The 21295-nt window shown below is 66.5% G+C and carries 24 protein-coding genes and 1 pseudogene; 15 read left to right on the forward strand and 10 right to left on the reverse strand.

The genetic code is table 11. The annotated features are described in order from the left end of the window. Positions 1–10: 10 nt before the first annotated feature. Entirely contained in the window at positions 11–238 is a 228-nt protein-coding gene (locus EDF38_RS15690; protein ID WP_148061420.1) for a hypothetical protein, read from the reverse strand. Positions 239–509: 271 nt separating this feature from the next. Here EDF38_RS15690 and EDF38_RS01330 point away from each other — a divergent pair, with 271 nt between their 5' ends. From EDF38_RS01330 to EDF38_RS01345, 4 genes are all read left to right on the forward strand, one after another. Further along, a complete protein-coding gene (locus EDF38_RS01330; protein ID WP_123353604.1) occupies positions 510–1244 on the forward strand; it encodes an ABC transporter ATP-binding protein in 735 nt (244 codons plus the stop codon). Next, entirely contained in the window at positions 1244–2068 is an 825-nt protein-coding gene (locus EDF38_RS01335) for a hypothetical protein (protein WP_123353605.1), read from the forward strand. Before EDF38_RS01330 ends, EDF38_RS01335 begins: the two co-directional genes overlap by 1 nt. 248 nt (positions 2069–2316) lie before the next feature. Next, complete coding sequence (locus EDF38_RS01340) at positions 2317–3570, forward strand: sensor histidine kinase (RefSeq protein ID WP_123353606.1); 1254 nt, start codon at positions 2317–2319, stop codon at positions 3568–3570. Continuing rightward, positions 3567–4235, forward strand: coding sequence for a response regulator transcription factor (locus EDF38_RS01345; protein WP_123353607.1), 669 nt, complete (start codon positions 3567–3569; stop codon positions 4233–4235). Before EDF38_RS01340 ends, EDF38_RS01345 begins: the two co-directional genes overlap by 4 nt. A 422-nt stretch (positions 4236–4657) precedes the next feature. On the opposite strand, the gene EDF38_RS15695 is transcribed toward EDF38_RS01345, so the two are convergent. Beyond that, positions 4658–5176: a MarR family winged helix-turn-helix transcriptional regulator gene (locus EDF38_RS15695; protein WP_148061421.1), complete on the reverse strand. Its 519-nt coding sequence runs from the start codon at positions 5174–5176 to the stop codon at positions 4658–4660. Positions 5177–5218: 42 nt separating this feature from the next. On the opposite strand from EDF38_RS15695, the gene EDF38_RS01350 reads away from it, so the two are divergent. Next, complete coding sequence (locus tag EDF38_RS01350) at positions 5219–5974, forward strand: NAD(P)-dependent oxidoreductase (protein WP_158613293.1); 756 nt, start codon at positions 5219–5221, stop codon at positions 5972–5974. 168 nt (positions 5975–6142) lie between these two features. Here the strand turns inward: EDF38_RS01350 and EDF38_RS01355 are convergent, their stop codons facing one another. Then, a complete protein-coding gene (locus tag EDF38_RS01355) occupies positions 6143–6487 on the reverse strand; it encodes a MerR family transcriptional regulator (protein WP_123353609.1) in 345 nt (114 codons plus the stop codon). Between the two features lie 55 nt (positions 6488–6542). Between EDF38_RS01355 and EDF38_RS01360 the strand changes: the two genes are divergently transcribed. Next, entirely contained in the window at positions 6543–7484 is a 942-nt protein-coding gene (locus tag EDF38_RS01360; RefSeq protein ID WP_158613294.1) for an SDR family NAD(P)-dependent oxidoreductase, read from the forward strand. Positions 7485–7637: 153 nt separating this feature from the next. Here EDF38_RS01360 and EDF38_RS01365 read toward each other — a convergent pair whose 3' ends face one another. Beyond that, positions 7638–8138: a GNAT family N-acetyltransferase gene (locus EDF38_RS01365; RefSeq protein WP_123353611.1), complete on the reverse strand. Its 501-nt coding sequence runs from the start codon at positions 8136–8138 to the stop codon at positions 7638–7640. Positions 8139–8301: 163 nt separating this feature from the next. Between EDF38_RS01365 and EDF38_RS01370 the strand changes: the two genes are divergently transcribed. After that, positions 8302–8979, forward strand: coding sequence for a hypothetical protein (locus EDF38_RS01370; RefSeq protein WP_123353612.1), 678 nt, complete (start codon positions 8302–8304; stop codon positions 8977–8979). A 98-nt stretch (positions 8980–9077) separates the two neighbouring features. Here the strand turns inward: EDF38_RS01370 and EDF38_RS01375 are convergent, their stop codons facing one another. Beyond that, complete coding sequence (locus EDF38_RS01375) at positions 9078–9272, reverse strand: hypothetical protein (RefSeq protein WP_123353613.1); 195 nt, start codon at positions 9270–9272, stop codon at positions 9078–9080. A gap of 155 nt (positions 9273–9427) precedes the next feature. Then, positions 9428–9841, reverse strand: a complete 414-nt coding sequence (locus EDF38_RS01380) for a hypothetical protein (protein WP_148061423.1) — start codon at positions 9839–9841, stop codon at positions 9428–9430. A 1902-nt stretch (positions 9842–11743) separates the two neighbouring features. Here EDF38_RS01380 and EDF38_RS01395 point away from each other — a divergent pair. Both EDF38_RS01395 and EDF38_RS01400 read left to right on the forward strand, forming a co-directional pair. Beyond that, the gene (locus tag EDF38_RS01395) at positions 11744–11995 is read left to right on the forward strand and encodes a hypothetical protein (RefSeq protein ID WP_148061424.1); all 252 of its coding nucleotides are present in this window, start codon (positions 11744–11746) and stop codon (positions 11993–11995) included. A 58-nt stretch (positions 11996–12053) separates the two neighbouring features. Next, a complete protein-coding gene (locus EDF38_RS01400; protein ID WP_123353618.1) occupies positions 12054–12590 on the forward strand; it encodes a DUF805 domain-containing protein in 537 nt (178 codons plus the stop codon). A gap of 680 nt (positions 12591–13270) precedes the next feature. Here EDF38_RS01400 and EDF38_RS01410 read toward each other — a convergent pair. Then, positions 13271–13465 (reverse strand): hypothetical protein, encoded by a 195-nt coding sequence (locus tag EDF38_RS01410; RefSeq protein ID WP_123353620.1) that lies wholly within the window; start codon positions 13463–13465, stop codon positions 13271–13273. Between the two features lie 253 nt (positions 13466–13718). Here EDF38_RS01410 and nhaA point away from each other — a divergent pair, with 253 nt between their 5' ends. After that, a complete protein-coding gene (gene nhaA / locus EDF38_RS01415; RefSeq protein ID WP_123353621.1) occupies positions 13719–15014 on the forward strand; it encodes a Na+/H+ antiporter NhaA in 1296 nt (431 codons plus the stop codon). A gap of 154 nt (positions 15015–15168) precedes the next feature. Continuing rightward, a complete protein-coding gene (locus EDF38_RS01420) occupies positions 15169–17034 on the forward strand; it encodes a BCCT family transporter (protein WP_123353622.1) in 1866 nt (621 codons plus the stop codon). Positions 17035–17118: 84 nt separating this feature from the next. Here EDF38_RS01420 and EDF38_RS16135 read toward each other — a convergent pair. Then, positions 17119–17784 (reverse strand): annotated as a pseudogene (locus EDF38_RS16135) (potassium transporter TrkG). On the opposite strand from EDF38_RS16135, the gene EDF38_RS01435 reads away from it, so the two are divergent. Next, the gene (locus tag EDF38_RS01435) at positions 17728–18420 is read left to right on the forward strand and encodes an HAD family hydrolase (protein WP_123353625.1); all 693 of its coding nucleotides are present in this window, start codon (positions 17728–17730) and stop codon (positions 18418–18420) included. The pseudogene EDF38_RS16135 and the gene EDF38_RS01435 overlap by 57 nt on opposite strands. A gap of 74 nt (positions 18421–18494) precedes the next feature. Next, positions 18495–19112 carry a hypothetical protein gene (locus EDF38_RS01440; RefSeq protein WP_123353626.1) on the forward strand — a complete coding sequence of 206 codons (618 nt, stop codon included), beginning with the start codon at positions 18495–18497 and terminating at the stop codon, positions 19110–19112. Between the two features lie 8 nt (positions 19113–19120). Here EDF38_RS01440 and EDF38_RS01445 read toward each other — a convergent pair whose 3' ends face one another. After that, positions 19121–19540 (reverse strand): hypothetical protein, encoded by a 420-nt coding sequence (locus tag EDF38_RS01445; RefSeq protein ID WP_123353627.1) that lies wholly within the window; start codon positions 19538–19540, stop codon positions 19121–19123. Between the two features lie 92 nt (positions 19541–19632). Here EDF38_RS01445 and EDF38_RS01450 point away from each other — a divergent pair, with 92 nt between their 5' ends. Next, positions 19633–20457 carry a sugar nucleotide-binding protein gene (locus EDF38_RS01450; protein WP_123353628.1) on the forward strand — a complete coding sequence of 275 codons (825 nt, stop codon included), beginning with the start codon at positions 19633–19635 and terminating at the stop codon, positions 20455–20457. 47 nt (positions 20458–20504) lie between these two features. Here the strand turns inward: EDF38_RS01450 and EDF38_RS01455 are convergent, their stop codons facing one another. Beyond that, positions 20505–20837 carry a hypothetical protein gene (locus EDF38_RS01455; protein WP_123353629.1) on the reverse strand — a complete coding sequence of 111 codons (333 nt, stop codon included), beginning with the start codon at positions 20835–20837 and terminating at the stop codon, positions 20505–20507. A gap of 121 nt (positions 20838–20958) precedes the next feature. Here EDF38_RS01455 and EDF38_RS01460 point away from each other — a divergent pair, with 121 nt between their 5' ends. Further along, positions 20959–21243: a putative quinol monooxygenase gene (locus tag EDF38_RS01460; RefSeq protein WP_123353630.1), complete on the forward strand. Its 285-nt coding sequence runs from the start codon at positions 20959–20961 to the stop codon at positions 21241–21243. Positions 21244–21295 lie beyond the last annotated feature (52 nt).

The following is a 21295-nucleotide window of genomic DNA, read 5'->3' on the forward strand; positions in this document are numbered from 1 at the left end:
GGGCAGCTGCTCACGCAGAATTCTTGCCGCCAGCCGACCAAGACATTCCGCCCGCTTCGCCGCGTGGTCCTTCCTGCTGGCGCTCGGCGTCTGCTTGAGCCCGAAGGCCTGCCCCTGGGTCGGTCGCGTCGAGTCGGGTGGCAAGAGCACGATCGCGACGTTCACGAAAAACTATGGCGAAGGTCGCCGCGAAAATACCGATAACGATCAGGGCGATGATGACGGTAGCGGTGTTCATTCGGCTCTCCTTTGATCGCGTGTGACCACCGTAGCCAGCATGAGCACGAGAGTCGACGCTAGGAGTGCGTCCCTACTTGGGAAGAGGGACTGCCCGATAGCCGATCCATCACCGGCCCCACTGCGTCACGACGGGCGGTGACCAGGGTGGCTGGCCGTGAATGCCGACCCGCCACCTGACTCGACGTCGTCCGGCTTACTGGCCAGAAGGACGGGGAGCGCTGTGCCAGCGGCGGGGGTGCCGCGGGACCGGTGTCGCGAGGCTGGACAGCATGAACAAACCGACCCCCCTGCCCCTCGAGGTGCGCGGACTCCGCAAGGCCCACCGCGGCCGCCCCCGCGTCTCCGACGTCTCCTTCTCCGTCCGGCCCGGTCGTGTCGTGGGCCTGCTCGGCCCGAACGGCGCCGGCAAGACCACCACCATCCGCCTCCTGCTCGACCTCGTCTCTCGGGACGGAGGCGCCGCTCTCGTCCTCGGCGCCCCCTACCGCGAGCTGGTGCACCCGGCTCAGCAGGTCGGCGTCGTCCTCGACGCAGGCGGCCTGCACCCGGCCCGGACCGGCCGACAGCACCTGACGATCGCCGCCCTGCGGGCGGGCGTCGGCGCCGACCGCGTCGCCGCAGTCCTCGCCGAGGTCGGGATGAGCCAGGACGCCGACCGCCGTGCCGGCACGTATTCGCTCGGCATGCGCCAACGGATCGCGATCGCCGCGGCCCTGCTCGGCGAGCCGCGCCTCCTCGTCCTCGACGAGCCCGCCAACGGCCTCGATCCCGCGGGCATGCACTGGCTCCGTCAGAGGCTCCGCGCCTTCGCGGAGGACGGGGGCGCAGTGCTCGTGTCGTCGCACCTGCTGTCCGACATCCAGGAGATCGCTGACGACGTCGTCGTCATCACCGAGGGCCGTGTCGTGGCCGAGACCACCATGGCCGCGGTCCTCGCCGACCGCACCGGGACCCTCGAGGGCTACTACCTCGAGGTCACCGGCACCGAAGGGGTGGTGCGCTGATGTTCCGCGCAGAGATCCTCGGGCTCGTCACCACGACGGCCACCAAGGTTGCCGCCACCGTTGCGCTGCTGGGCCTCGTCCTCACCCAGCTCGTGTTCGTCGTCCTCCTCCCCGCCCTCGCGTCGGGCCAGGTGGGACCCGGAGCGGAGGCCCTCGGCGACGATCTTCCCGTCGTCGACCTGACGGCCGCGGCGACACAGCTCGACGCTCTCTCTCCCCTCGGGACCACGCTCGGCGGCGGGTCGATCGGCCTGGCCCTCGTCGCGATCGTCCTGCTCGGGGTCCTCGCGGGGACGAGCGACGACCGTCACGGCGGCATCGTCGGCGCCGTCCTCGCGAGCCCTCGTCGCAGCCGTGTCGTCATGGCGAAGGCCGCCGCCGTCGGCGCCGGCGCCGCGGTCGTCGGGATCGTGCTGGCGATCGTCAGTCTGCTCACCCTGGTCGGTTCCCTCGCGCTGACCGCGACGCCTTTCACGGCAGCCACCGGCGCCGTCGTCGCGACATTGGCACGGGGGGTCCTCGCCATCACCTGCCTCGCGGTCGTCGGCCTCGCCGTCGGCATCCTCTGCCGGTCCCAGCTCACGGGGGTGCTCGTCATGATCGGCGCCCTCGTCGCCGAACCGATCGTCGCCGCCGTCGCCCAGCTCGTCGGCGGGGGAGCGGCGGCCTCTTGGACGCAGTTCCTGCCCGTCGCCCTCGCCCAGTCCGTCATCCACGGAGGCGCGGGCACGGTCAGCGGAGGGGTCTCGATCGCTGCCCTCCTGGCGCTCACGGCCGCGGCGCTCGTCGCGGCGTCCATCACGCTGTCCCGCCGCGATGTCTGAGCGGGAGGGGCGACCCCGCAGCCGCACGAAGATCGTCGTCGTCACCGCCTCGGTGTTGATCGTCGGCGCGGTCGTGTCCGGCATCTGGTCCCGTGTGTCCGGTCCGACCGGGGAGCCGGCATGGATCGGCGTGATCGAGACGAGGACAGGCCTGTGATGTTCCTCGCGAGCAGGGCGCGATGACCTCCGCCGCCCGCCCTGACGCCGATCCCACTGGGGGTCGGCGTCGGTCGTGGTTGACTCGCCCCATGGATCCGCTGCCGCGTCGCACACCCGCGTCGCGCTTCCGGTCGGCGTTCCCGTCGTTGCTGGTCGCGGCCGTCGCGCTCGGGTACGTCGCACTCGACCTCGGGGGTGAGCAGATCCCCGCGACGGTGCCGGGCGACGTGCCGCCCCTGGTGCACGCGGCCCTCGTGCTCGTGCAGGCGCTCGCACTGCTGGCGCGGCGGCATCGTCCCCTCGCCGTGTTCGCGGTCGTCGTCGCTGCCGATCTCGTCGTCCTCGCCACCACGGCGGGCGAGCTCGGCATCGGCGCCCTGGGCGTCATCCTCGCTGGGTACACGGTCGCCCGCCGCGTGGACCGCACCGTCCGGCTCGTCGCGCTCGTGGCCGCGGCGTCCGCGACCGCCCTGGTCGGGGCGGCGGCGATGGTCGTCGGCCCGGTGGGTTCGCCGGCCGGGGTCGTGCTCGCGACCGCGGCTGCCCGGGTCGTCGTGCTGTACCTGCTGCCGGCGGTGGTCGCCGAGCAAGTGCGTGGTCGTGAGCGCCTCCGGGAGGCGCTCGACGCCCAGGAGCGCTCGGTGGAGCGGGAGCGGCGGGAGGATGCCGACCGCGCCGTGCGGTCGGAGCGTGCCGCTCTCGCCCGTGAGCTGCACGACATCGCCGGCCACCACCTGTCCGGGATCATCGTCGGGGCGCAGGCGGCCACGGCCCTGGTCGCCAGCGACCCCGAGCGGGCGCGGGAGATGCTCCGAACTGTGCAGGACGATGCCCGCATCACGCTCGGCGACCTGCGACGCACCGTCGGCCTGCTGCGCGACGACGAGCCCGAGGCGTCGGGGCGGCCCGTCGCGGCACCCACCATGGCCGGCATCGAGGGGCTCGCAAAGGCGGCACGCGAGCGGGGCCAGGACGTCACGACGATCGTCGAGGGCGAACCTCGGCCGCTCGGCCCCCTGGCCGAGGCGACCGCCTACCGGATGGTGCAGGAGTCACTCGCCAACGCCGCGCGGCACGCCCCGGGAGCGCCCTGCCGTGTCGCCGTGACCTGGACGGACACCCAGGTCGAGGTGGTGGTGCGGAACGAGGCCGCCGATCCGGCCCTGGTCGCCCTGGGCCTGAGCACGAGCACGAGCACGAGCACGAGCACCGGCTACGGACTCGCCGGCATGGCCGAGCGCGCCGAGCTCGTCGGAGCCCGGCTGACGACGGGCCCCGACCGGCACCACGGCGGCTGGACGAACCGACTCATCCTCGTCGGCGACACGGGGCGCGCCTCGTGATCCGCGTCGTGGTCGCCGACGACCAGATGGTCGTCCGGGCCGGGCTGTCCGTCGTGCTGGGCGCCGTCGACGACCTCGAGGTGGTCGGCCAGGCCATCGACGGGGCCGAGGCCGTCAGCCTCGCCCGTGCCTTGCGCCCCGACGTGGTGTGTATGGACATCCGCATGCCCGGCACCGACGGCATCACCGCCACCCGGCAGATCACTGCCGACCCGACCATCGACGCAGGCGTGCTGGTCCTCACGACCTTCGACGTCGACGCCGACGTCTTCGCCGCGCTCGAGGCGGGCGCAGCCGGGTTCCTCCTCAAAGGCACGGACGAGGCCACCTTGGTCAGCGCTGTCCGATCGGTCGCGGCTGGCGAGGGCACGCTCGATCAGAGGCTCACCCGCCGCGTGCTCCGAGAGTTCGGCGAGCGTCGCGCAGGCGCCGTGGGGCGGGCGACGCGTGAGAACGCGGAGGGTGCCGGGCTTACCGCTCGTGAGCTCGACGTGCTGCAGCTGCTCGCTGTGGGGTCGTCGAACGCGGAGATCGCGCAGAGCCTGTTCGTCGAGCTGACGACCGTGAAGTACCACCTCGCCGGGCTCCTCCAAAAGACCGGTTCCCGCGACCGGCTGCAGGCAGTCCTCTGGGGTATTAGAGCCGGCCTCGTGCAGGTCGGCTGACCGGCGACCGTGATCGTTCGAGTTCGCACCACTACGAGTCGATGCCGTGATGATCTGGGAACCAGTGACCGTCTGGTAAAGGATCCTTTCTCGGGCCGCATCGGGGTAGCTTGACTCGGGGGTAGCCATGAAGGACGGTCCGGGCAGTCGTGCGGCTCTCGTCGCTGGGATAGTTGCGTTCGTTTTGGTCGCCGGAATCCTGATCTGGGCAGCGTTGATTCGACCTGAGGGCATGGCCGTCTTGCGTTCGCTGGGGTTCGACGCCTAGCCAGACTCCGCGTTCGGTAAGGGGCCGCTTACTCAGATCAGTTCCGGACTGACCTATTAAGACGGCTGGTGCCCCGTAGCTGCGGGGGAGTGGCTAGTCTCCGCCGGTGGGCGGTGACCGATTCCCTGTTGGGACGCCTTATCTATGCGATCGCCTAGCTACTGCGGACAATCTTGAGGAGGAGTCTGTTCAGTTCAGCGCTCTCAGATGCGTCGAGACCGACGTCCCTCAGATCGTTTGCTTCCAGCGCGATCACCCACGCCGCATGCAGAGCGGCCCGGCCATCTGTCGTGATCCGGACGGGGTTGCGCTGCCCTCGGGTGCGTGCGCCCGTGCGGGTGACGAGTCCGCGGCTCTCCAGCCCGTCGAGAAGAGGGGCGATGCTCTGGGGGCGGACCAGCACGGCGCGTGCGATCTCGGCCGATGTCATCTCGTCGTCGCGGTCGAGGAACGCGAGGACGCCGAAGTGCACCGGGTTCAGTTCGAGCTCGCCCAACCTCCCTGCGAGCCGGCCGCCGATGAGGCGAGCCGAGCGGACGAAGTTCCAGGTGAGGATGTCGTCGAGATCCGGTCGTTCGCCGTCGTGACCTGCCATGCGCTCATACTTCCAGCCGATCAGTACCGCGGTACTCTCGACATGCAGAGTCCTGTTACTGACGGAGAGGCCCACCATGTCCGACACCGGATCCGCTGTCCAGCGACACGGCGCCACGCGGTGAACGAGGAGCAGGAGACCTCGAGCATCCCCGCGACGCAGCGGCTCTCTCTCACGATCTTTGGAGCCAACGGCGGCACGGGCGCTGCCGCCGTGAAGCAGGCCCTCGCGGCCGGTCACCGGGTGACAGCGGTCACCCGCCACCCGGAGCAGTTCGCCCAACGCCACGATCGCTTGACGGTGTTCAAGGGCGACGCGACTGTCATCGCGGACGTGGTCGAGGCGATCACGGGAGCCGATGCGGTGCTGTCCGCGCTGGGGGTGCCGTACAGCCGTGTGTCGATCAGTCTCTACTCCGACAGTGCCCGCTGCCTCGTTGAGGCCATGGCGCAGACGGGCGGTCGCCGGTTGGTGGTCGTCACCTCGTCCGCCGTGGACCCCGACGGCTTCCCGGTGACTTCGCCGGTGAGCCGGATCATCGGCAAGTACCTCATCGGACCCGTCATCCACAGCCTGGGACGCACCATGTACGCGGACATGCTGCGCATGGAGGAGATCGTGCGGGGGAGCGGTATGGATTGGACGATCCTTCGACCGCCTGCCCTGTTCGACAAGGAGGCGGCGGGACCCGTCGAGGTGTCGCTGGCGCCGATGGCCGGGCAGTTCATCGCTCGACAGGACCTCGCGGCCATCATGCTCACCGAGGCGAGCAGCACGCAGCACCACCGGGAGACGCTGTACGTGCGCTCCCTCGATGGTCGACCGAGCATCCTGCGCACCATCTGGGACGACGGCATCGGGAAGAAGAAGAAGTAGTAGCCGAGCTTCGCGACACGTCTCCTCCGGGGCCACTGAACCCAGCAGCCACGCGGTGAGGTGATGCCTCCGCGCGCTGGCGCCGACGCGTCCGGCTAGGGATCGGCCAACGGACGACTTCGTCTTCGGCTTCGGCTTCGTTCACACGTCGGGCACGCTCACAGTAGGTCACGCGTTGGCGGTGAGGTATGACGTGAGGGAGGCATCGATCATCTCGAAGCGAGCGGCGCGCGTCCGTACGTCATCTCGCAAGGTGGCGACCTGGCGCAGAAGATCTGGGCAAGCCGCTTTGGATCGTTCTCCGACCGTGCAGGGCAAGACGTCTTTGACCAGGGACGAGGGCATGCCCATGTCGAGGAGGGAGCGGATCGTCTCGACCATCGCGACCGCGTTCGGGGCGTACTCGCGGTAGCCGTTCGACTGGCGCTCCGCGCTGAGGAGGCCCTGCTCCTCGTAGTACCGCAGAGCACGCGGAGTCGCACCCGTCTTCCTGCTCAGCTCACCGATTCGCATGGTGCCCTTCCTGGTCCTTGACCTTCACGCTGACGTCAGACTCTACGCTCCGAGCATGACCCCGCTGACGCACCCGATTCGCACCCGCCTGTCCGATCCTCTTGCCTCCGCCCCGGACCTCACCGGTCGGCGCGCAGTCGTCACAGGCGGGTCCAGTGGGCTAGGCGTGGTCACCACCCGGGCGCTCATCCGTCGCGGTGCCACAGTCGTGATCGGAGCCCGTGACACGGCGCGGGCCCAGCGCGCACGAGACCACCTGATCGCAGAGCTGAACCTGCCGGCTGGCCGCCTGATCGTCGCGCCACTCGATCTCATCGACCCACACTCGATCCGTGACTTCGCCAAGGCCATGGGTGACGCGCCTCTCGACCTGCTGGTGCTCAACGCTGGGATCAGCAGCGTCCCCCTCCGACACGACCACGCCGGCATTGAAAGCCAGTTCGCGACGAACCACCTCGGTCACTTCGCCCTGACGGGGCATCTGCTCCCGTTCCTCGTACCCGGAGTCGACCCCCGAATCGTCACCGTGTCCTCTGCCCTGTACACCGGGGCCACGCTCAACCTCGACGACCTCTCGAACCGCACCTCGTATTCACCCGGGCGCGCCTACAGCCGTTCCAAGCTGGCAAATGTGATCTTCGCCGTCGAGCTGCAGCGACGCCTCAGCGCACAGGGCAGTCCGGTCCGGAGCTTTGCCGCACACCCCGGCATGGCGCGCACGCCCCTCCACGCGACATACCCCTCCGCAGCCACGAGGGTTCTGACCGGCGCTGTTGCCCGAGTCATCGGCCGCGATCCAGGACCTGCCGACATCGGAGTTCTCACCGCCGCCCTGAATCAAGAGGCCACGCCCGCGCTGTTCTGGGGCCCTACCGGCTTTAAGACCGCCCCCGACGCGCTCGGGCAGCCCTTCGCCGCCGTGGCCTCCGACACCGCGACAGCCGCCGCCCTCTGGCTAAAGTCCGAGCAACTAACTGGTGTCGGAATCCTGAGCTGAAAACACAGGCCGTGGCCTTCGACCACTGAATTTCAGGCGTCCCGATAGACGATCGGTCATCGAGATCAGTTTCGGACTGACCTATCGAGACAGCCGGCGCCCCGTAAATGCGGGGGAGTGGCTAGCTTCCACCGGTGATCGGTGACCGATCGGCTATCGGACACTGAATTGTGCCCAGGAGTCGGGGGGCAGTTCAGGTCGACCGGGGACCTCACGTTGCTCGAACGTGCACGACCGGTCGAGTTCAGCAGAGACTGTGTGCCAGAACTTCGCTGCGACTTCGTTGCGGTCCTGGAAGGCAACAGCCCACCGACCGGGGTGCGCGGCGGTCAGCTCTGTCACGGCCGATCGTCCGATGCGAGAGCGTCGCGCCCCGTGCACGATGAAGAAGCTACTGATCACGTGCTCCTCGGTGTCGAGTCCGCGGAGGACCGCGAACCCGACCGGGTGCGGCCCGAGATGGAAGACGTGTGCGGACCAGCCCGGTTCGGAGAGGCCAGCATCGAGTCGTTCTTGTCGGAAGCGGCCGTGCTCGTCGGGAAGTGTGCCGGTGTACGCGGACATCTCGTGCCGGAACATGGTCCAGAGCTGTTCGAGCTGTGGGCGGTGTCGTTCGTCAGCGGCGTGGATGGTCAGGGGCGTGAGGGTGCTCATACAAGAAAACCTCCGCCGTGGTCGGCAGAGGTTTCGTTGCTAGGCAGTCTATCGCCCCATCCGGTTCCCCATCGTTCACTGGGAGCTGAGCAGACGTAGGGTCTTGCTCTCTACTTGCAGTTTCGGTCAAGCGCCCTCCATCGGGGATCGGCATACTGAGGCCGTGCCGATCCCGCCCCATCACGAAGCCACATTCGGGCGGCTGACTGATGCAGCCAGGAGGACGTTCGGGACGGACCACGTCTCCTTGACCCTGCTCGATCCCGACACGTATCGCCTGCCGTTTCTGGAAGTCCCCGGACTGTCGTTCATCGGTGAGCAATGGATCGTCGTCGAATTCGCTGGCGGCCGAAGACTAGAGCTCGAGTGGAACGTACCCGGTGTCGACCGGGCATTCAGTCTGCTCGAGCGACGGCAGCTGAGGATGACCATCGACAAGACCGCCTCAGGGGGCCTGCCAGGCTGGATCGAGGCACTCGTCGGTACTCACGGCCGGGTGACGGTCCACGCTGCCGTCGCTGAGTTCGACCTGGAGGTCCGGGTGGTTCCTGATCGGGGTTCCGCTTTGCCCTTCTACGTTCACGTGCGGCATGACGGCAATGTTGTGGTCGAGGGCTCGCAGCTTCACTGGTGGACCTTCGGCGCCGGACGCAGCGACGATGACGGCATGGCGGCAGCGAAGGACCTGATCGAACAGGTCGTGCTCTACGGCGGCAGCATCAGACGGACGTGGCGAGGCGTCACCTTGCTCGACGAACACGGTGATTACTTCTTAGGGCCGATTCCGGGACCCAGGCTGCCATTCCGGCCCCAGCGTCTCCACTTCCGCGCCTACAGCTAGCCCATCCTGCCCGCACAGAACGCAATTACGTTCAAGCCATATGTTCTGCATTTTCGACGGCCGCCCGATAGGGGATGGCCCTGCGGGCGGCGCTGGCTTCAGATGAGCCAGCTTGCGACGTAGAGGGAGACGGCGATGAGCATGACGACTCCGGCAATGCCTACGATGCGGAGTCTCGCCCGTCGGGGTAGTTCCTTGCCCTGGCTGTACTTGATGCCGATGTAGGCGAGCAAGCCAAGCGCCACGAAAAGCAGCGGCGAGAAGGCAAGGCGAAGCGCCTCTGAGGTCGTCATGGTGCATTCTCTCGCGCCTCAGTCATGGAGATCCGGGGGCGACCGACAGGGGGATCGGGTAGCGGGCGAGGCCTTGTCGAGGGCACCGCGTCTTGCGAAGACATCCGGACTGGTTGCTTGCAGGGAATGGGTTAGGGTCGAGGTTCAGGCGATGATCAGTTCTTGATCACCGTCGGACGGTCGTCGATGACTTGCTCGAGCTCGCCGACCGGGAGGATGCGTTTGGTGAACAAGCCCGCGCGTCGGTAGCGCTGCACGGAGACGACACTGTTCGCAGCCCCGGACTCGTGCACCTCGAAGAAGATGGCTTCGGACCGGCCGTCGGCGCCCGTGAAGTAGCCGTCCCAGACGATCACGGCGCTTTCCAGTCCCACCATGGAAGACACGACCTGGTAGGTCTGCTCGAGGGCGTCTTCCAGCCGTTCGGCCATGCATCGTCGCAGCTTTCGTTCGCGTCCGTCGTCGGTCAAGGCGAAGGGGAGCATCGGACCGCGGGACGGGACGGACGCAAGAGCGTGGTCGCGGGCGATCCGGAGGAGAGCGGACATCGAGCCGGAGACGTGGTCCATGTTCGGAGCATAGGAAAGCCGAACATGGACTGCCACGCCCATAAGAGGGGTCCGGGATTCGCTGCAGTCGCCCCCCGTCGACGTCCCGATGGACGATCGCTCAGCGGCCAATAGGTCCACCGGGGATCACGCTGGGCAGAGAGCCCATTCTTTAGGGCCTCGCTATGAGGGTGACGAGCACGAGGAGTGCCGGCACGCAGACGAACCCGAAGAGGGCTGAGCCCACAGCCCACACGACCTTGCTGTTCACGCCGACCTTTCGGTCGAGAAGTGCTGCGAGTGTGCCCCCGAAAGCCAGGAGCGGAGGGAGGGGCAGAAGGAACAACGCGAGTCGCGCGCCGCCCGAGACGTAGGGACTAGGCAGCAGAGGGAGCAAGACGAGAAGTACGAAAGCTGCCGCGAGAAGCGCAGCAGCGATGCGAGGGACCCGTCGCTGCTGAAGGCGAGACTGTATGCCGTCGTCGTAGGACATGGCCCCTCATCGCTCTGAATCGGTGACAGCTAGGTCGCAAGACTTGGTCTGCCCGATTGAGGATCGTCCTGCGGTCGCAGATGCTTTGAGGTCGAGGAGGGGCGTTACGCTCGCGTCAAGGGGGAACAGTGAGAGGGAAACGAACAGGTCCGCTCCTGTTGGTGCTGGGTTTGACTCTGACGGGCTGCGCGTCTGAGGTGGTTGATCCCTCGCTGGCCGAGCATGTGCGGTCAGAGGCAACAGAACTAGCGGACGACGCCTTGGCGTGGCCCGGTTCGGTATCGGCTCCGCGAATCACTATTGCGCGAGAAGACACCTGCACGTTCGCCGATGACCCGTCTGGCCTGTTCGACGACGCGAGTGGTACCCGTTGCCTTCAACAGGGCCGAGCTGTCTATGCCCTCCTCGACGCCGTAACCTCTGAGCAGGCGCTCGAGCAAGCTGCTGTCGCCCTCAAAGACTCAGATATCTCTCCGGTGGACCCGTTCGCAGACACAGAGGATCTCCCTTTGCTTGCCGATCCTGCCTTTGGCGTTCTCACGGCACATCCCGCGTCGAGAGCTTACGGAACGGACGAGACGACAATTGTCGTCGCGACAGTTGACGCTTTCTTAGACCGCGCTTATTTCCACCCAACAGACGTCGTCGTTTCGTCTACGGCTGGGTTGGAAGGAGACAAACTAGCAACGGCAATGAGTGCCACGGGGACCGCGTATGTGCTGGGGATCGAGTACAACCGTGAATACTTCGACAGCAGATCCGTCGGAGTCAACAAGGCCCCTCGCAACAATCCGCCTCCCTGCTTCGGCACGAGCGGCTACTGCCCCGGCGGGTAAGGCTCGTCGTGTCAGGTGAGTGGTGCCCGTTCGTCACTCGGCTCGGTGCTCTAGGTGACTCACTAGGGCTCCTTCTTGGGGCAGGACTCGGCAGTGCCTTTCACGCTTTCGAATCGATCACTGTGTCTCTGCGCCGACGACGCCTGCTCTAAGGGTGCCCGTTAGGGGATCGCCTGCCGGGCTATGCGCCGACGAGGTGAGCTAGAAGCAGGTTGAACAAGGATGGGTACGCGAGGTCAAGCGAGTTGGAAGGCAAGATGAGTGCCATGGCACCCTCGGACCTTCTCCTGGCGATCGGGCTTGTGTGCGTCGTCGTCGCCGTTGGGATGAACGTAGTCACGGCCGCTCGTTTCAGTGGTGGCAAGGCGATGTCGAAAGAGAGTCGCATCCGCTCTGCTGTGCTCACGGTCTCTATTGCTGTTCTGGGGCTGGCTTGCATGGTCGCTTGGTTCGTGCAGTCCTAACTGCTCCGCCAAGCGAGCACGGGGCCGTCGTGTGCCCGTTGGACGATGGGTCACCGGTCGAGGCGGCCCCAGGCATCATTGGGGCATGAGAGCGGGGACAGTCACGTACAGGAAGACCCTCGCTGGTGTCTTGGCTGTTCTCAGCGATGTGGACCCGTATGGTCTCGAGTCTGGTTCGCCGGACGGTGCTCCGTCGGATGAATACGAGATGGAGGCGGTTGACCTCGTTCGCATTCTTCTCAAGGCCGGCGTCGTCGCTACCCAGGATGTCGAGGCGGTCTGGATGCGCTGGTTCTCGGAGTCGCTCGTCCTTCGACTAGGACCGCCCCGAATGGCGCAGCTGGTCGATCGCTTGAACGCACTCGTGGACGGCGCCCGATAGGGAACCGGCTACTGATCAGGCATGAGCCTGAATTGTGTGCAACCGGTAAAAGTAGGGCATGACTCTCTCCGCCCAGCCGCCTATCGGTACGCCGTGGCACGAAGCGAATTTTGTGGCCTCCTTCGGACGGTTCTGGCGCGGTTACGTAACTTTCCGTGGTGGAGCGTCACGCGCGGAGTTCTGGTTCTGGACTTTGTGGTGGGTCCTCATCGCCTTCGCCATCAACATCGTTTTCCTCATCGGGGCAGTTGCATTGTTCACCGATCCGACTGGGTTCCCGGAGGCGCCGCCGGACGTCGATCAGGCTCTCGAGACCTTCAACCCCGTGCCGGTGTGGGGGTACCTGTTCTCAATTCTTCCGCCGGTGTCCCAGATCGCCGTCGGCGGGTTCGCCTTGCTAGCCCTTGTCGCTGTCCTGCCGTGGCTCACCGTCAGCGTCCGTCGCCTCCATGACGCCGGCTGGTCAGGGTGGTGGGTGCTGCTCGTTCTGGTGCCCTTCGGCTACGTAGCCGTAGGAGTGCTTCTCGCTCTGCCCTCAAGTCGACATGGTCTGCCACTTACGAACCTGACCGAACAAAGCAACCGATCGTTCTGATGCAGTGATGCAGATACTTGGGGGCTTAGTCATTGCTTTGGCTTCAGCGGTGACCATCTGGAAGGCCGACGAGCTCGCAAACCTTTTCAACTCAGCGCCCTGGAATAGCCGACGTGAAAACGGCGCCGACTTCTATCGAGGGTGGCAAATTCAGCTGGGCGGGCTTGTAGGCCTCTTAGTCGCAGCGGGCGTCATACTCGGCAGCCCATGACACTCGCTACGTCCCGGCCGCTACCAGTCGCGACGAGTTCCCCTCGTTCGCCCGGTAGGTCACGGGGTCGCGCTGTGGTCTAGCGCCGGCGCCTAGCTCGGGCGAGAAGGATGGCCCCGTAGATCACTGCCCCAACCCCGATAGGGATAAGGGCGAACTCAAGTCCCCTGGAGGAAAAGCCGACACGACCGCTCAGGATGATTGCCCACCACGCGACTCCACCCAAGACGGTCAGAGAACCCATCACGATCCAGTACACCGGTCGTGGATCCCGACCATCAGGCAACTTGTCGTTCCACACCCATCCAGAATGACAGCTTCGCCATAGCGTCACGAGCTCCCATGACGAAACCCATGAGGGCAACATGTGCTGCCCCTCCGGCGCCCGATAGGGGATCCCCTAACGGACACGATTGACGAACAAGGCTGACCGTGCGGCAGGTCGATGTCGGCCGAGGTTCGACCCGTGTCAAGCTTGCAAGGGACGCCAAGCCACATGCACGATCTCGGGCGTCCTGGCGACGACTACTTCCACGCTACGCTCTCGAGCGACCTCAGCGATGACAGCGTCGACCTCTTCAGGAACGCCCTCGTGAGGCAGGACGGTCGCTCCGACGTCGGCGGTCGCGAACATGTCCAGCAGGTCGTCGATGGCATCCCCCATGCCTCCATCCTTCCGCGTGCATAGGTTGCTGCGCAGCACGTGTCGGCATTCGTGACACGATCGTCACCGATACCTCTTCGCACCACCCAGCCCGGTCCCGGAGCAAGTCGGCATCGAGCTGCTCGGTGCTGGAACTACGTCAGCTGTGCCCCCACTGGCCGATCGCCTGCGGGACGCCGTGATAGCCAGTTCTGGCCTTCAGCACCTGCCTGGTGGGGTGTCGAGCTGCCGCTGTCTGATAAGACAAGGAGCGATGCCACACGACGACCTGACCCCTTCCCGTCCCTCAGCCGCTGCTCCCGGATTGTTCGCTGAGGACACCTCCTTGGAGTCCACCCGTCTCGGGGAGATCCTCCGCAAGGAGACCGTCGGCGGCATCGTCCTGGTCGTCGCGGCGGTCGTCGCCGTCGTGTGGGCGAACTCTCCGCTGTCGGGTGCGTACTTCGCGATCCGTGACTTCGAGTTCGGCCCGGCGGCCCTGGGGCTGCACCTCAGCGTGGGGGAGTGGGCTGCGGACGGGCTGCTGGCGATCTTCTTCTTCCTCGTCGGGCTGGAGCTCAAACGCGAATTCGTCGCGGGAGAGCTGCGGAAGATCAGCAAGGCGATCGTGCCGGTGGCCGCCGCGTTCGGCGGAGTCCTCGTTCCTGCCCTGATCTTCACCGCCATCAACATCGCCGACCCGGAAGCGGTGCGCGGGTGGGCGATCCCCACGGCCACCGACATCGCCTTCGCCGTCGCGGTCCTCGCCATCGTCGGCTCGAGACTCCCTGCTGCGCTGCGGATCTTCCTCCTCACCCTCGCGGTCGTAGACGACCTGATCGCCATCGGCATCATCGCGTTCGTCTACACCAGCGCCATCGAGGTGCTCCCTTTGGTGCTGGCCCTGGTCCCGCTCGCCGCGTACGTCTTCCTCACGCAGCGGTTCCGACGCTTCTTCGGCCTGCACCCGGCTGCGAACTGGTTCATCCTGCTGCCGGTCGCCGTCCTCGTGTGGGGACTCATCCACGCCTCGGGCGTGCACGCCACCGTCGCCGGCGTCCTCCTCGGCTTCGCCGTCCCCGTCATCCGCAGCCAAGCCAGCGGCGGACCGGGCACCGGCCCCGGGCTCTCCGAGGTCTTCGAGCACCGCTTCCGGCCCATCTCCACCGGCTTCGCCGTCCCCGTCTTCGCGTTCTTCTCCGCGGGCGTCGCCTTCGGCGGCCTCGACGGGCTGAGGACCGCGCTGTCCAGTCCGGTCACCATCGGCATCATCGCCGCCCTCGTCGTCGGCAAACCCATCGGCATCCTCGTGACGACGTGGATCACGACCCGCATCACCCGGGCAGAGCTCGACCGGACGATCACGTGGATCGACCTCACCGGTGTCGCCCTCCTCGGCGGCATCGGCTTCACCGTTTCCCTGCTCGTCGCAGAACTGAGCTACGGGCTCGGCAGCGACCACGACGACGACGCCAAGGTCGCGATCCTCATCGCCTCGGTCCTTGCTGCTGGCCTTGCGACAGCTGTCCTCAGGCCGCGCAACCGGCACTACGAGCACCAGGACGCCTAGCTGGCCAAGGGCTGATCGTTCAGCCAGTGCCTGAGCTGGCGGTGCTCGTCTTGTGCGCGGTGCCTCTGGCTGTGGCGGGGATCGTTGTCGAGATGTCATCGCCGATCGCCCCTTTACTCGGCCGTGGGCGCCTCTGAGCCGTCACCATGGATGGATGGCTACGACAACACCGTCCGCTTCCGGGCCCACCGCCGACCATCCCGCTTCCCTGACGGAGACCGTCTCGACCACCCCGCAACTGCGCCGATGGGTCTTCTGGCCCGCCGCCGTCGTCGTCCTCGGCTTCGTCGCCTACACCCTGATCGCCCCGGCCTCGGCTGAGGCGCTCTTCCTCGGCCTGCAGAGCGGCATCGTCAAGAACTTCAGCTGGTACTACGTTCTGATCGCCGCGTTCTTCGTCGGGTTCAGCCTGTTCCTCGGCTTCAGCAGGTTCGGTGGCATCAAGCTCGGCAAGGACAAAGACGAACCCGAATTCTCCACCGGCTCCTGGTTCGCGCTCCTGTTCGCGGCCGGCATGGGCATCGGCCTCGTCTTCTACGGCGTCTCCGAGCCCCTCAGCCACTTCGCCTCCCCGCGACCTGGCGTCACGGGCACGGAAGACCAGCTCGCGCAGCAGGCCCTGACCCAGACGTTCCTGCACTGGGGGCTGCACGCCTGGGCCATCTACGTCGTCCTCGGCCTCGCCCTCGCTTACGCGATCCACCGCAGGGGCCGTCCGGTCTCGATCCGATGGGCCCTCGAACCCCTCCTCGGCGATCGTGTCCGTGGCGGTTGGGGCAACCTGATCGACGTCATCGCCCTCGTCGGCACCCTGTTCGGCGTCGCGACGTCGCTCGGCCTCGGTGTCATCCAGATCGGCGCCGGCCTGGAAGCCGCCGGTATCGCCGACAGCAGCATCGTCAGCCAGATCTCGATCATCGCCGTCATCACCGCCGTCACCATCGTGTCGCTCGTCACCGGTGTCACCAAGGGCATGAAGATCCTCTCGAACTTCAACCTGATCCTCGCCGCCGCGCTGCTCCTCTTCATCCTGATCGTCGGACCGACCCAGTTCTTGCTCCGCGACTTCGTCCAGTCGATCGGTGCGTACCTCCAGAACGTCGTCGGATTGTCGTTCAACGTGACCGCTCAGCAGGGCGCCGCCGGTGAGGAGTGGCAGGGCGCCTGGACCACCTTCTACTGGGGTTGGTGGATGTCATGGGCGCCGTTCGTCGGCATCTTCATCGCCCGCATCTCCAAGGGCCGCACGGTCCGCCAGTTCGTCTTCGGCGTGCTGCTCGTCCCGACCGCGCTGACCTTCCTCTGGTTCGCCGTCCTCGGCGGCGCCGCCATCCACCAGCAGACCGACGGTGCCGGCGGCCTCGTCGGAGCCGACGGCTCGGTCGACGTCGAAGGGTCCCTCTTCGCACTCCTCGGCGGCCTGCCCGCCGGGACCGTCCTCACCTTCGGTGCGATCCTCCTCATCGGGGTGTTCTTCGTCACCTCGTCCGACTCCGGATCGCTGGTCATGGCGATGATCGCGTCGGGCGGTGACATCGAGCCGAAGAACTGGATGCGCGTGTTCTTCGCCCTCGTCGCCGCGCTGCTCGCCGTCGCGCTCCTCCTGACCGGCGGGCTCGACGCCCTGAAGACTGCGGCGATCACGACGGCGTTGCCGTTCAGCATCGTGCTGTTGCTGACGTGCTGGTCGACGATCATCGCCTTCAACCGTGAACGACGCGCGTACGACAAAGCCGAACGCGACGTTCTCCTCGAGCACGTCGGTGCCTACTACGGTCTCGAGGTCGACGCGCCCGCCCAGGCGAGCAGCAAGGGCCTGACCGGACCTTGGGAGGCGGTCAAGCGCCGCGTCCGCGGTGCTCGACAGGGTTCCGTCTCGGGCCCGGATGCGTCGGCGTCGGCGGTCGTCGCCGAGCCGCCGCTGCGGGTCGACGTCGTGTCGCCCGACCCGGCCATCGACGGCCGCCTCGACGAGGACGCACCCGCTTCCGCCGACCTGGACGGTACGAACGAGCGCTGACCTCGCAGTGTCGGCCTGACGGGCGTCCTCTCCTCGGAGGCGGCGCCCGTCAACGTTCCAGCCCGGCGGAGTTCCCGCCCGGCATCAGCCGATGACAGGGCGGTCCTTCGGGTAGTCGTACAGGAGGGTGCGGCGGCGGACGTTCTCGTCACCCTTGCCCTCGGCCGCGATCGCGAGGAATAGCAGCGCGTTCGTCATGACCTTGATGCCGCCGGCCGTGGAGGCGGACCCGCCGCCGACGAACATGAGGGCGTCGGTGACGAGGAGGGTGATGGGGTGAGAGGCGCCGGTGTCGACGAGCGCGAAGCCCCCGCTTCGCATCATGGTCGACGCGAAGAGCCCGTGGACCAGTTCCTCGTTCGCCGGGAGGTCGCCCATGGTCGCTGTGTTGCCCTACTCGAGGAGCGTCCACATCACCGCTCCCACGATCAGCAGCCCAGTGGTGACCGTCACGGTCACCTTCGTGTGGAGGTTCCAGCGTCGGAGGTGCGTCTTGTGGACCATGAGGACCATGAAGACGGGGAAGCCCAGGCTGCCGACGAACACCCCGACCATGAGCGGGACGGTGATGAACGGGTCGGTGGCGAACTGTTCGAGGCCCTCGGCGTGGGTGACGATGCCGGCGTTGTCGAAGGCCGAGATGGCGTAGTGCCCGGTAGGGATCGGCCACCGGTCTACTTCTAGACTGGCGCGGTGACGCCAGTGGGTGCGGTCGGCTTCGACCTCGACGGGACGCTGTTCGATCACCACGGTTCAGCCCGATCCGCCGCGGTCCACTTCCTCGGCTCGCTCGGCGTGGTCGCGTCCGACTCGACTCTTGCGAGCTGGTTCGCCGCCGAAGAGCTGCACTTCGAGCGCTGGCGGTCGGGCGAGATCGGCTTCTCGGAGCAGCGCCGTCAACGCCTGCGCTCGGTCCTCCCTCCGCTCGGGGTCGATGTCCCTGCCGTTGACGTCGATGTCGACGAGCTGTTCGACGTTTATCTGCGGGCGTACGAGTCGTCATGGCGGGCATTCCCCGATGCGCTTCCGCTTCTTCAGAGCTTGCGCGCGTCCGGTCATCGCATCGGGCTGCTGACGAACGGGACGGAGGCTCAGCAGCTAGCGAAGCTCCGGCATACAGGTCTCCTCGTCGAGTTCGATGTCGTCTGCACGTCTGAGCGCGTCGGTTTCTCGAAGCCCGACGTGAGGGCCTTCGCTGTTCTTGCCTCTGAGCTCGGAGTCGAGCCGGGGGCATGCTTGTTCGTCGGCGACGATCCGGTGAAGGACGTTGACGGAGCCAGGGCAGCCGGGATGCAGGCGCTGCTGGTCGACGGCCACAGGCGTCGTGGGCTTCCGATCGGTCAGTTGGTCGGGTCCGCCATCGCCAGGTCTGCGGGTGCCCGATAGGGGGTGGCTGGCCGATCAGGCCTGAGCGTGAATTGTGATGGCCGGGCTGGGTCTTGATACCGCAGGATGAAGTCATGGCACCGGTCCCCGACGACGTCATCGAGCGGTTCGAGTTGTTCGCCACTCGCGCCGGCGAGAAGTTCGGTGGCGCCGTCCGGGCAAGATCCCTCGGGTCAGGCAGCTTGACACTGCCGATGCTTCACGTGGGCCCGTTCTCGGTCGTCGCGGCTGACGGGCTGGTGATCGACATCGCCCCGACCTCAGGCATGCCCGCGCGGCGGTGGGAGCTGGGCTGGGATGAATCCGACTTCGCAGAGGCTTGGTTCCTGCTCACGGACCATCTCCTGACCGGGCGCCCCGAGCCTGGCAGTCTTGACGCATTCGTCGCCCGGGTCGTCGCCATGGTCGGCCAGGCTGGCGACGTCGAGGTCTCCACCGTTCAGGCCGAGTTCGACCGTGTCGTGACCGTGACCCCGCACCGGCATGGAGCCCTGCCTTTCGAGGTCCTAGTGACCAAGGACGACTCGGTCGTCGTCAGCGGTGACGACTTCGGTTGGTGGGATCTGGACGTCGACGGCGCTGTCATCGGCGGCTCGTATCGGGACGGAGTACATCGACTGCGTCCTCGTCAGCTGTACTTTCTCCCTTACATGCCCGGCCGCGCTCGTGAGACCGGGCACCCGTCTCACTAGACGATCGGTCACTGGAGGGTTCGGGAGCGCTCGAGATGCTGGACGAGACTCGCCGCATCACCAGTCATGGCCGTGAAGATGCGGTAAAGGGTCTCAGATCGATCGATCGGCCCCACTGCCCAGCAGTGTTTCCCGAGCCCGTAGGCGATGCCGGCCTCGATGTGCGCCGCTGCGCCAGCGGGAAGAACGAGCACGAACTGGTCGGCATCGCGAAGTGCGGCCAGATCCTGGTCGAAGAGCCTCTGGATGCCCGGCTCATGGAGGTCCGCGTCGTCCGCACCTCCCGGACGGGCGAAATCGGAAGCGCCTTCGTCGTACTCGGCTCGGACGAAGCTGTATGACGATGCCCCTGCGTCGTCGAGCGCTTGAACGACTTCGACGATGGCCGCACGGTTGCGCCAGCTACCTGCGACGAAGAAGTCACTCACGAGCCCACGGTACTGGTGCGCTCGCTCAAGACGGGGCTGTCCCGATAGCCCAGCAGGTATCGAAACGAGATGCTCGGCCCTAGCTTGGGCACATGCGGATGCTCGTTCTCGGCGGTAGAGGCCTTCTGGGCGGTGAGCTGCTGTCTCAGGCGCGAGCTCAAGAGATTGAAGCGATCGGTACTTCCACGCTTGCCACGACGCCGTCAGGTGGTTCGGCGTGGCGACAACTGGATCTCCGCGACCGGCAGGCGACCATCGAGCTGATCCAAGCCACTCGCGCCGATGTCGTGATCAACGTCGCGTATCGACAGTCGGATTGGGCCACGACAGCGGACGGTGCGGCCAACGCAGCGGTCGCGACGTCGGCGGCAGGCGCCCACCTCGTGTTCGTCTCGAGCGACGCTGTTTTCTCCGGCGCCCGTTCGCCCTATTCCGAGCGGGCCCTGCCAGACCCGCTCACTCCCTACGGCGCCGCCAAGGCAGCGGCAGAGACAGCAGTGCGCGCTGTCGCCGCTGAATCCACGATCGTACGCACGTCTCTCATCATCAGCAGCAACGGTGCGTCCGTGCATGAACGTCGTACACACGCGGCTGCCCGGGGCAAGGAGCAACTCTTCACCGATGATGTGCGCTGCCCAGTGCACGTCGAAGACCTCGCAGGGGCGATCTTGGAACTGGCCAGCGCGAGACGGAGCGGCATGCATCACCTCGCGGGCCCGGAGGCCATGAGCCGGTACGACCTCGGTCGTCTGATCGCTCTTCGAGACGGTCTCGATCCGTCTCGCATCCCCGCATCGCAGCGAGCACGTTCATCCATGCCAGGGCCGCTGGATGTCCGCCTCGATTCGCAGGCGACGCAACGTCGCATCGGCACACGACTTCGAGGTCCCTCCTCGTTCCTCACGACATCGGGCTAGGTGCGGCACCTTCGTTGTCCCGGTAGGGATTGGCCTTGGGCGTTGGCTCAGCGTGTCACGATGAGCGACAGGGCCACGACGAGCGCAACCAACACGACGAAAGCTGCCGTGAGCAAGAGACGGACCTTGAGCCGGGCCCAGGGCAGAGCCACGAAAGCCGCGGCCACAACGGCTGTTCCGATCCCCATGCTCTTGATGGCCTGAGCCACCCCCTCGGCAACCTGCGCCTCTGATTCACAGCCCGTCGCTGCTGTGCCGCACCACCCGATGAAGCCTGGAATCGCCGTGACAGTGAGTGTGCCCACGGCGAGGAGGCCCATCCAGGCCCCATGCGCGACCGCGAGAGTCGCGCGGCTCGGCCTTTGCTCCTCAGTTGACATGACCCTCCTCGGCAACGGGTTACGAAGCTGACGGATCTGGTGCGCTCCCCAGTGAAGGGGGAAGACCCTGCCCGATAGGGGATCGACTAACGGACGGTCACGAGAGCCGTACGGTGGGCGCATGAGCGAGATACATCTCACTGGTCAACTCGTCTGCGCCACTGAGGAACAGGCAGAGATCGTCAGATTCCACCTGGCGGATCACATCAAGCTCACGCGTGCCGAAGCCGGGTGCATCTCGTTCGTGGTCGCCCAGACCCGAGATCCGCTGGTCTGGTCAGTCGAGGAGCGGTTTGAAGACCAGCACGTCTTCGAAATTCATCAGCGACGCGTCGCAGGCAGTAAGTGGGGTCGGGTGACGGCCAGCATCGAGCGCCGCTATTCGATTCAAGGGCTGTCCCGCTAAGCCATCGTCGTCCGCACGGGTCCTGATGCGAGAAGTCCGGTGCCCGTAGGCT

The organism is Frigoribacterium sp. PhB160 (assembly GCF_003751785.1).
Classification (GTDB): domain Bacteria; phylum Actinomycetota; class Actinomycetes; order Actinomycetales; family Microbacteriaceae; genus Frigoribacterium.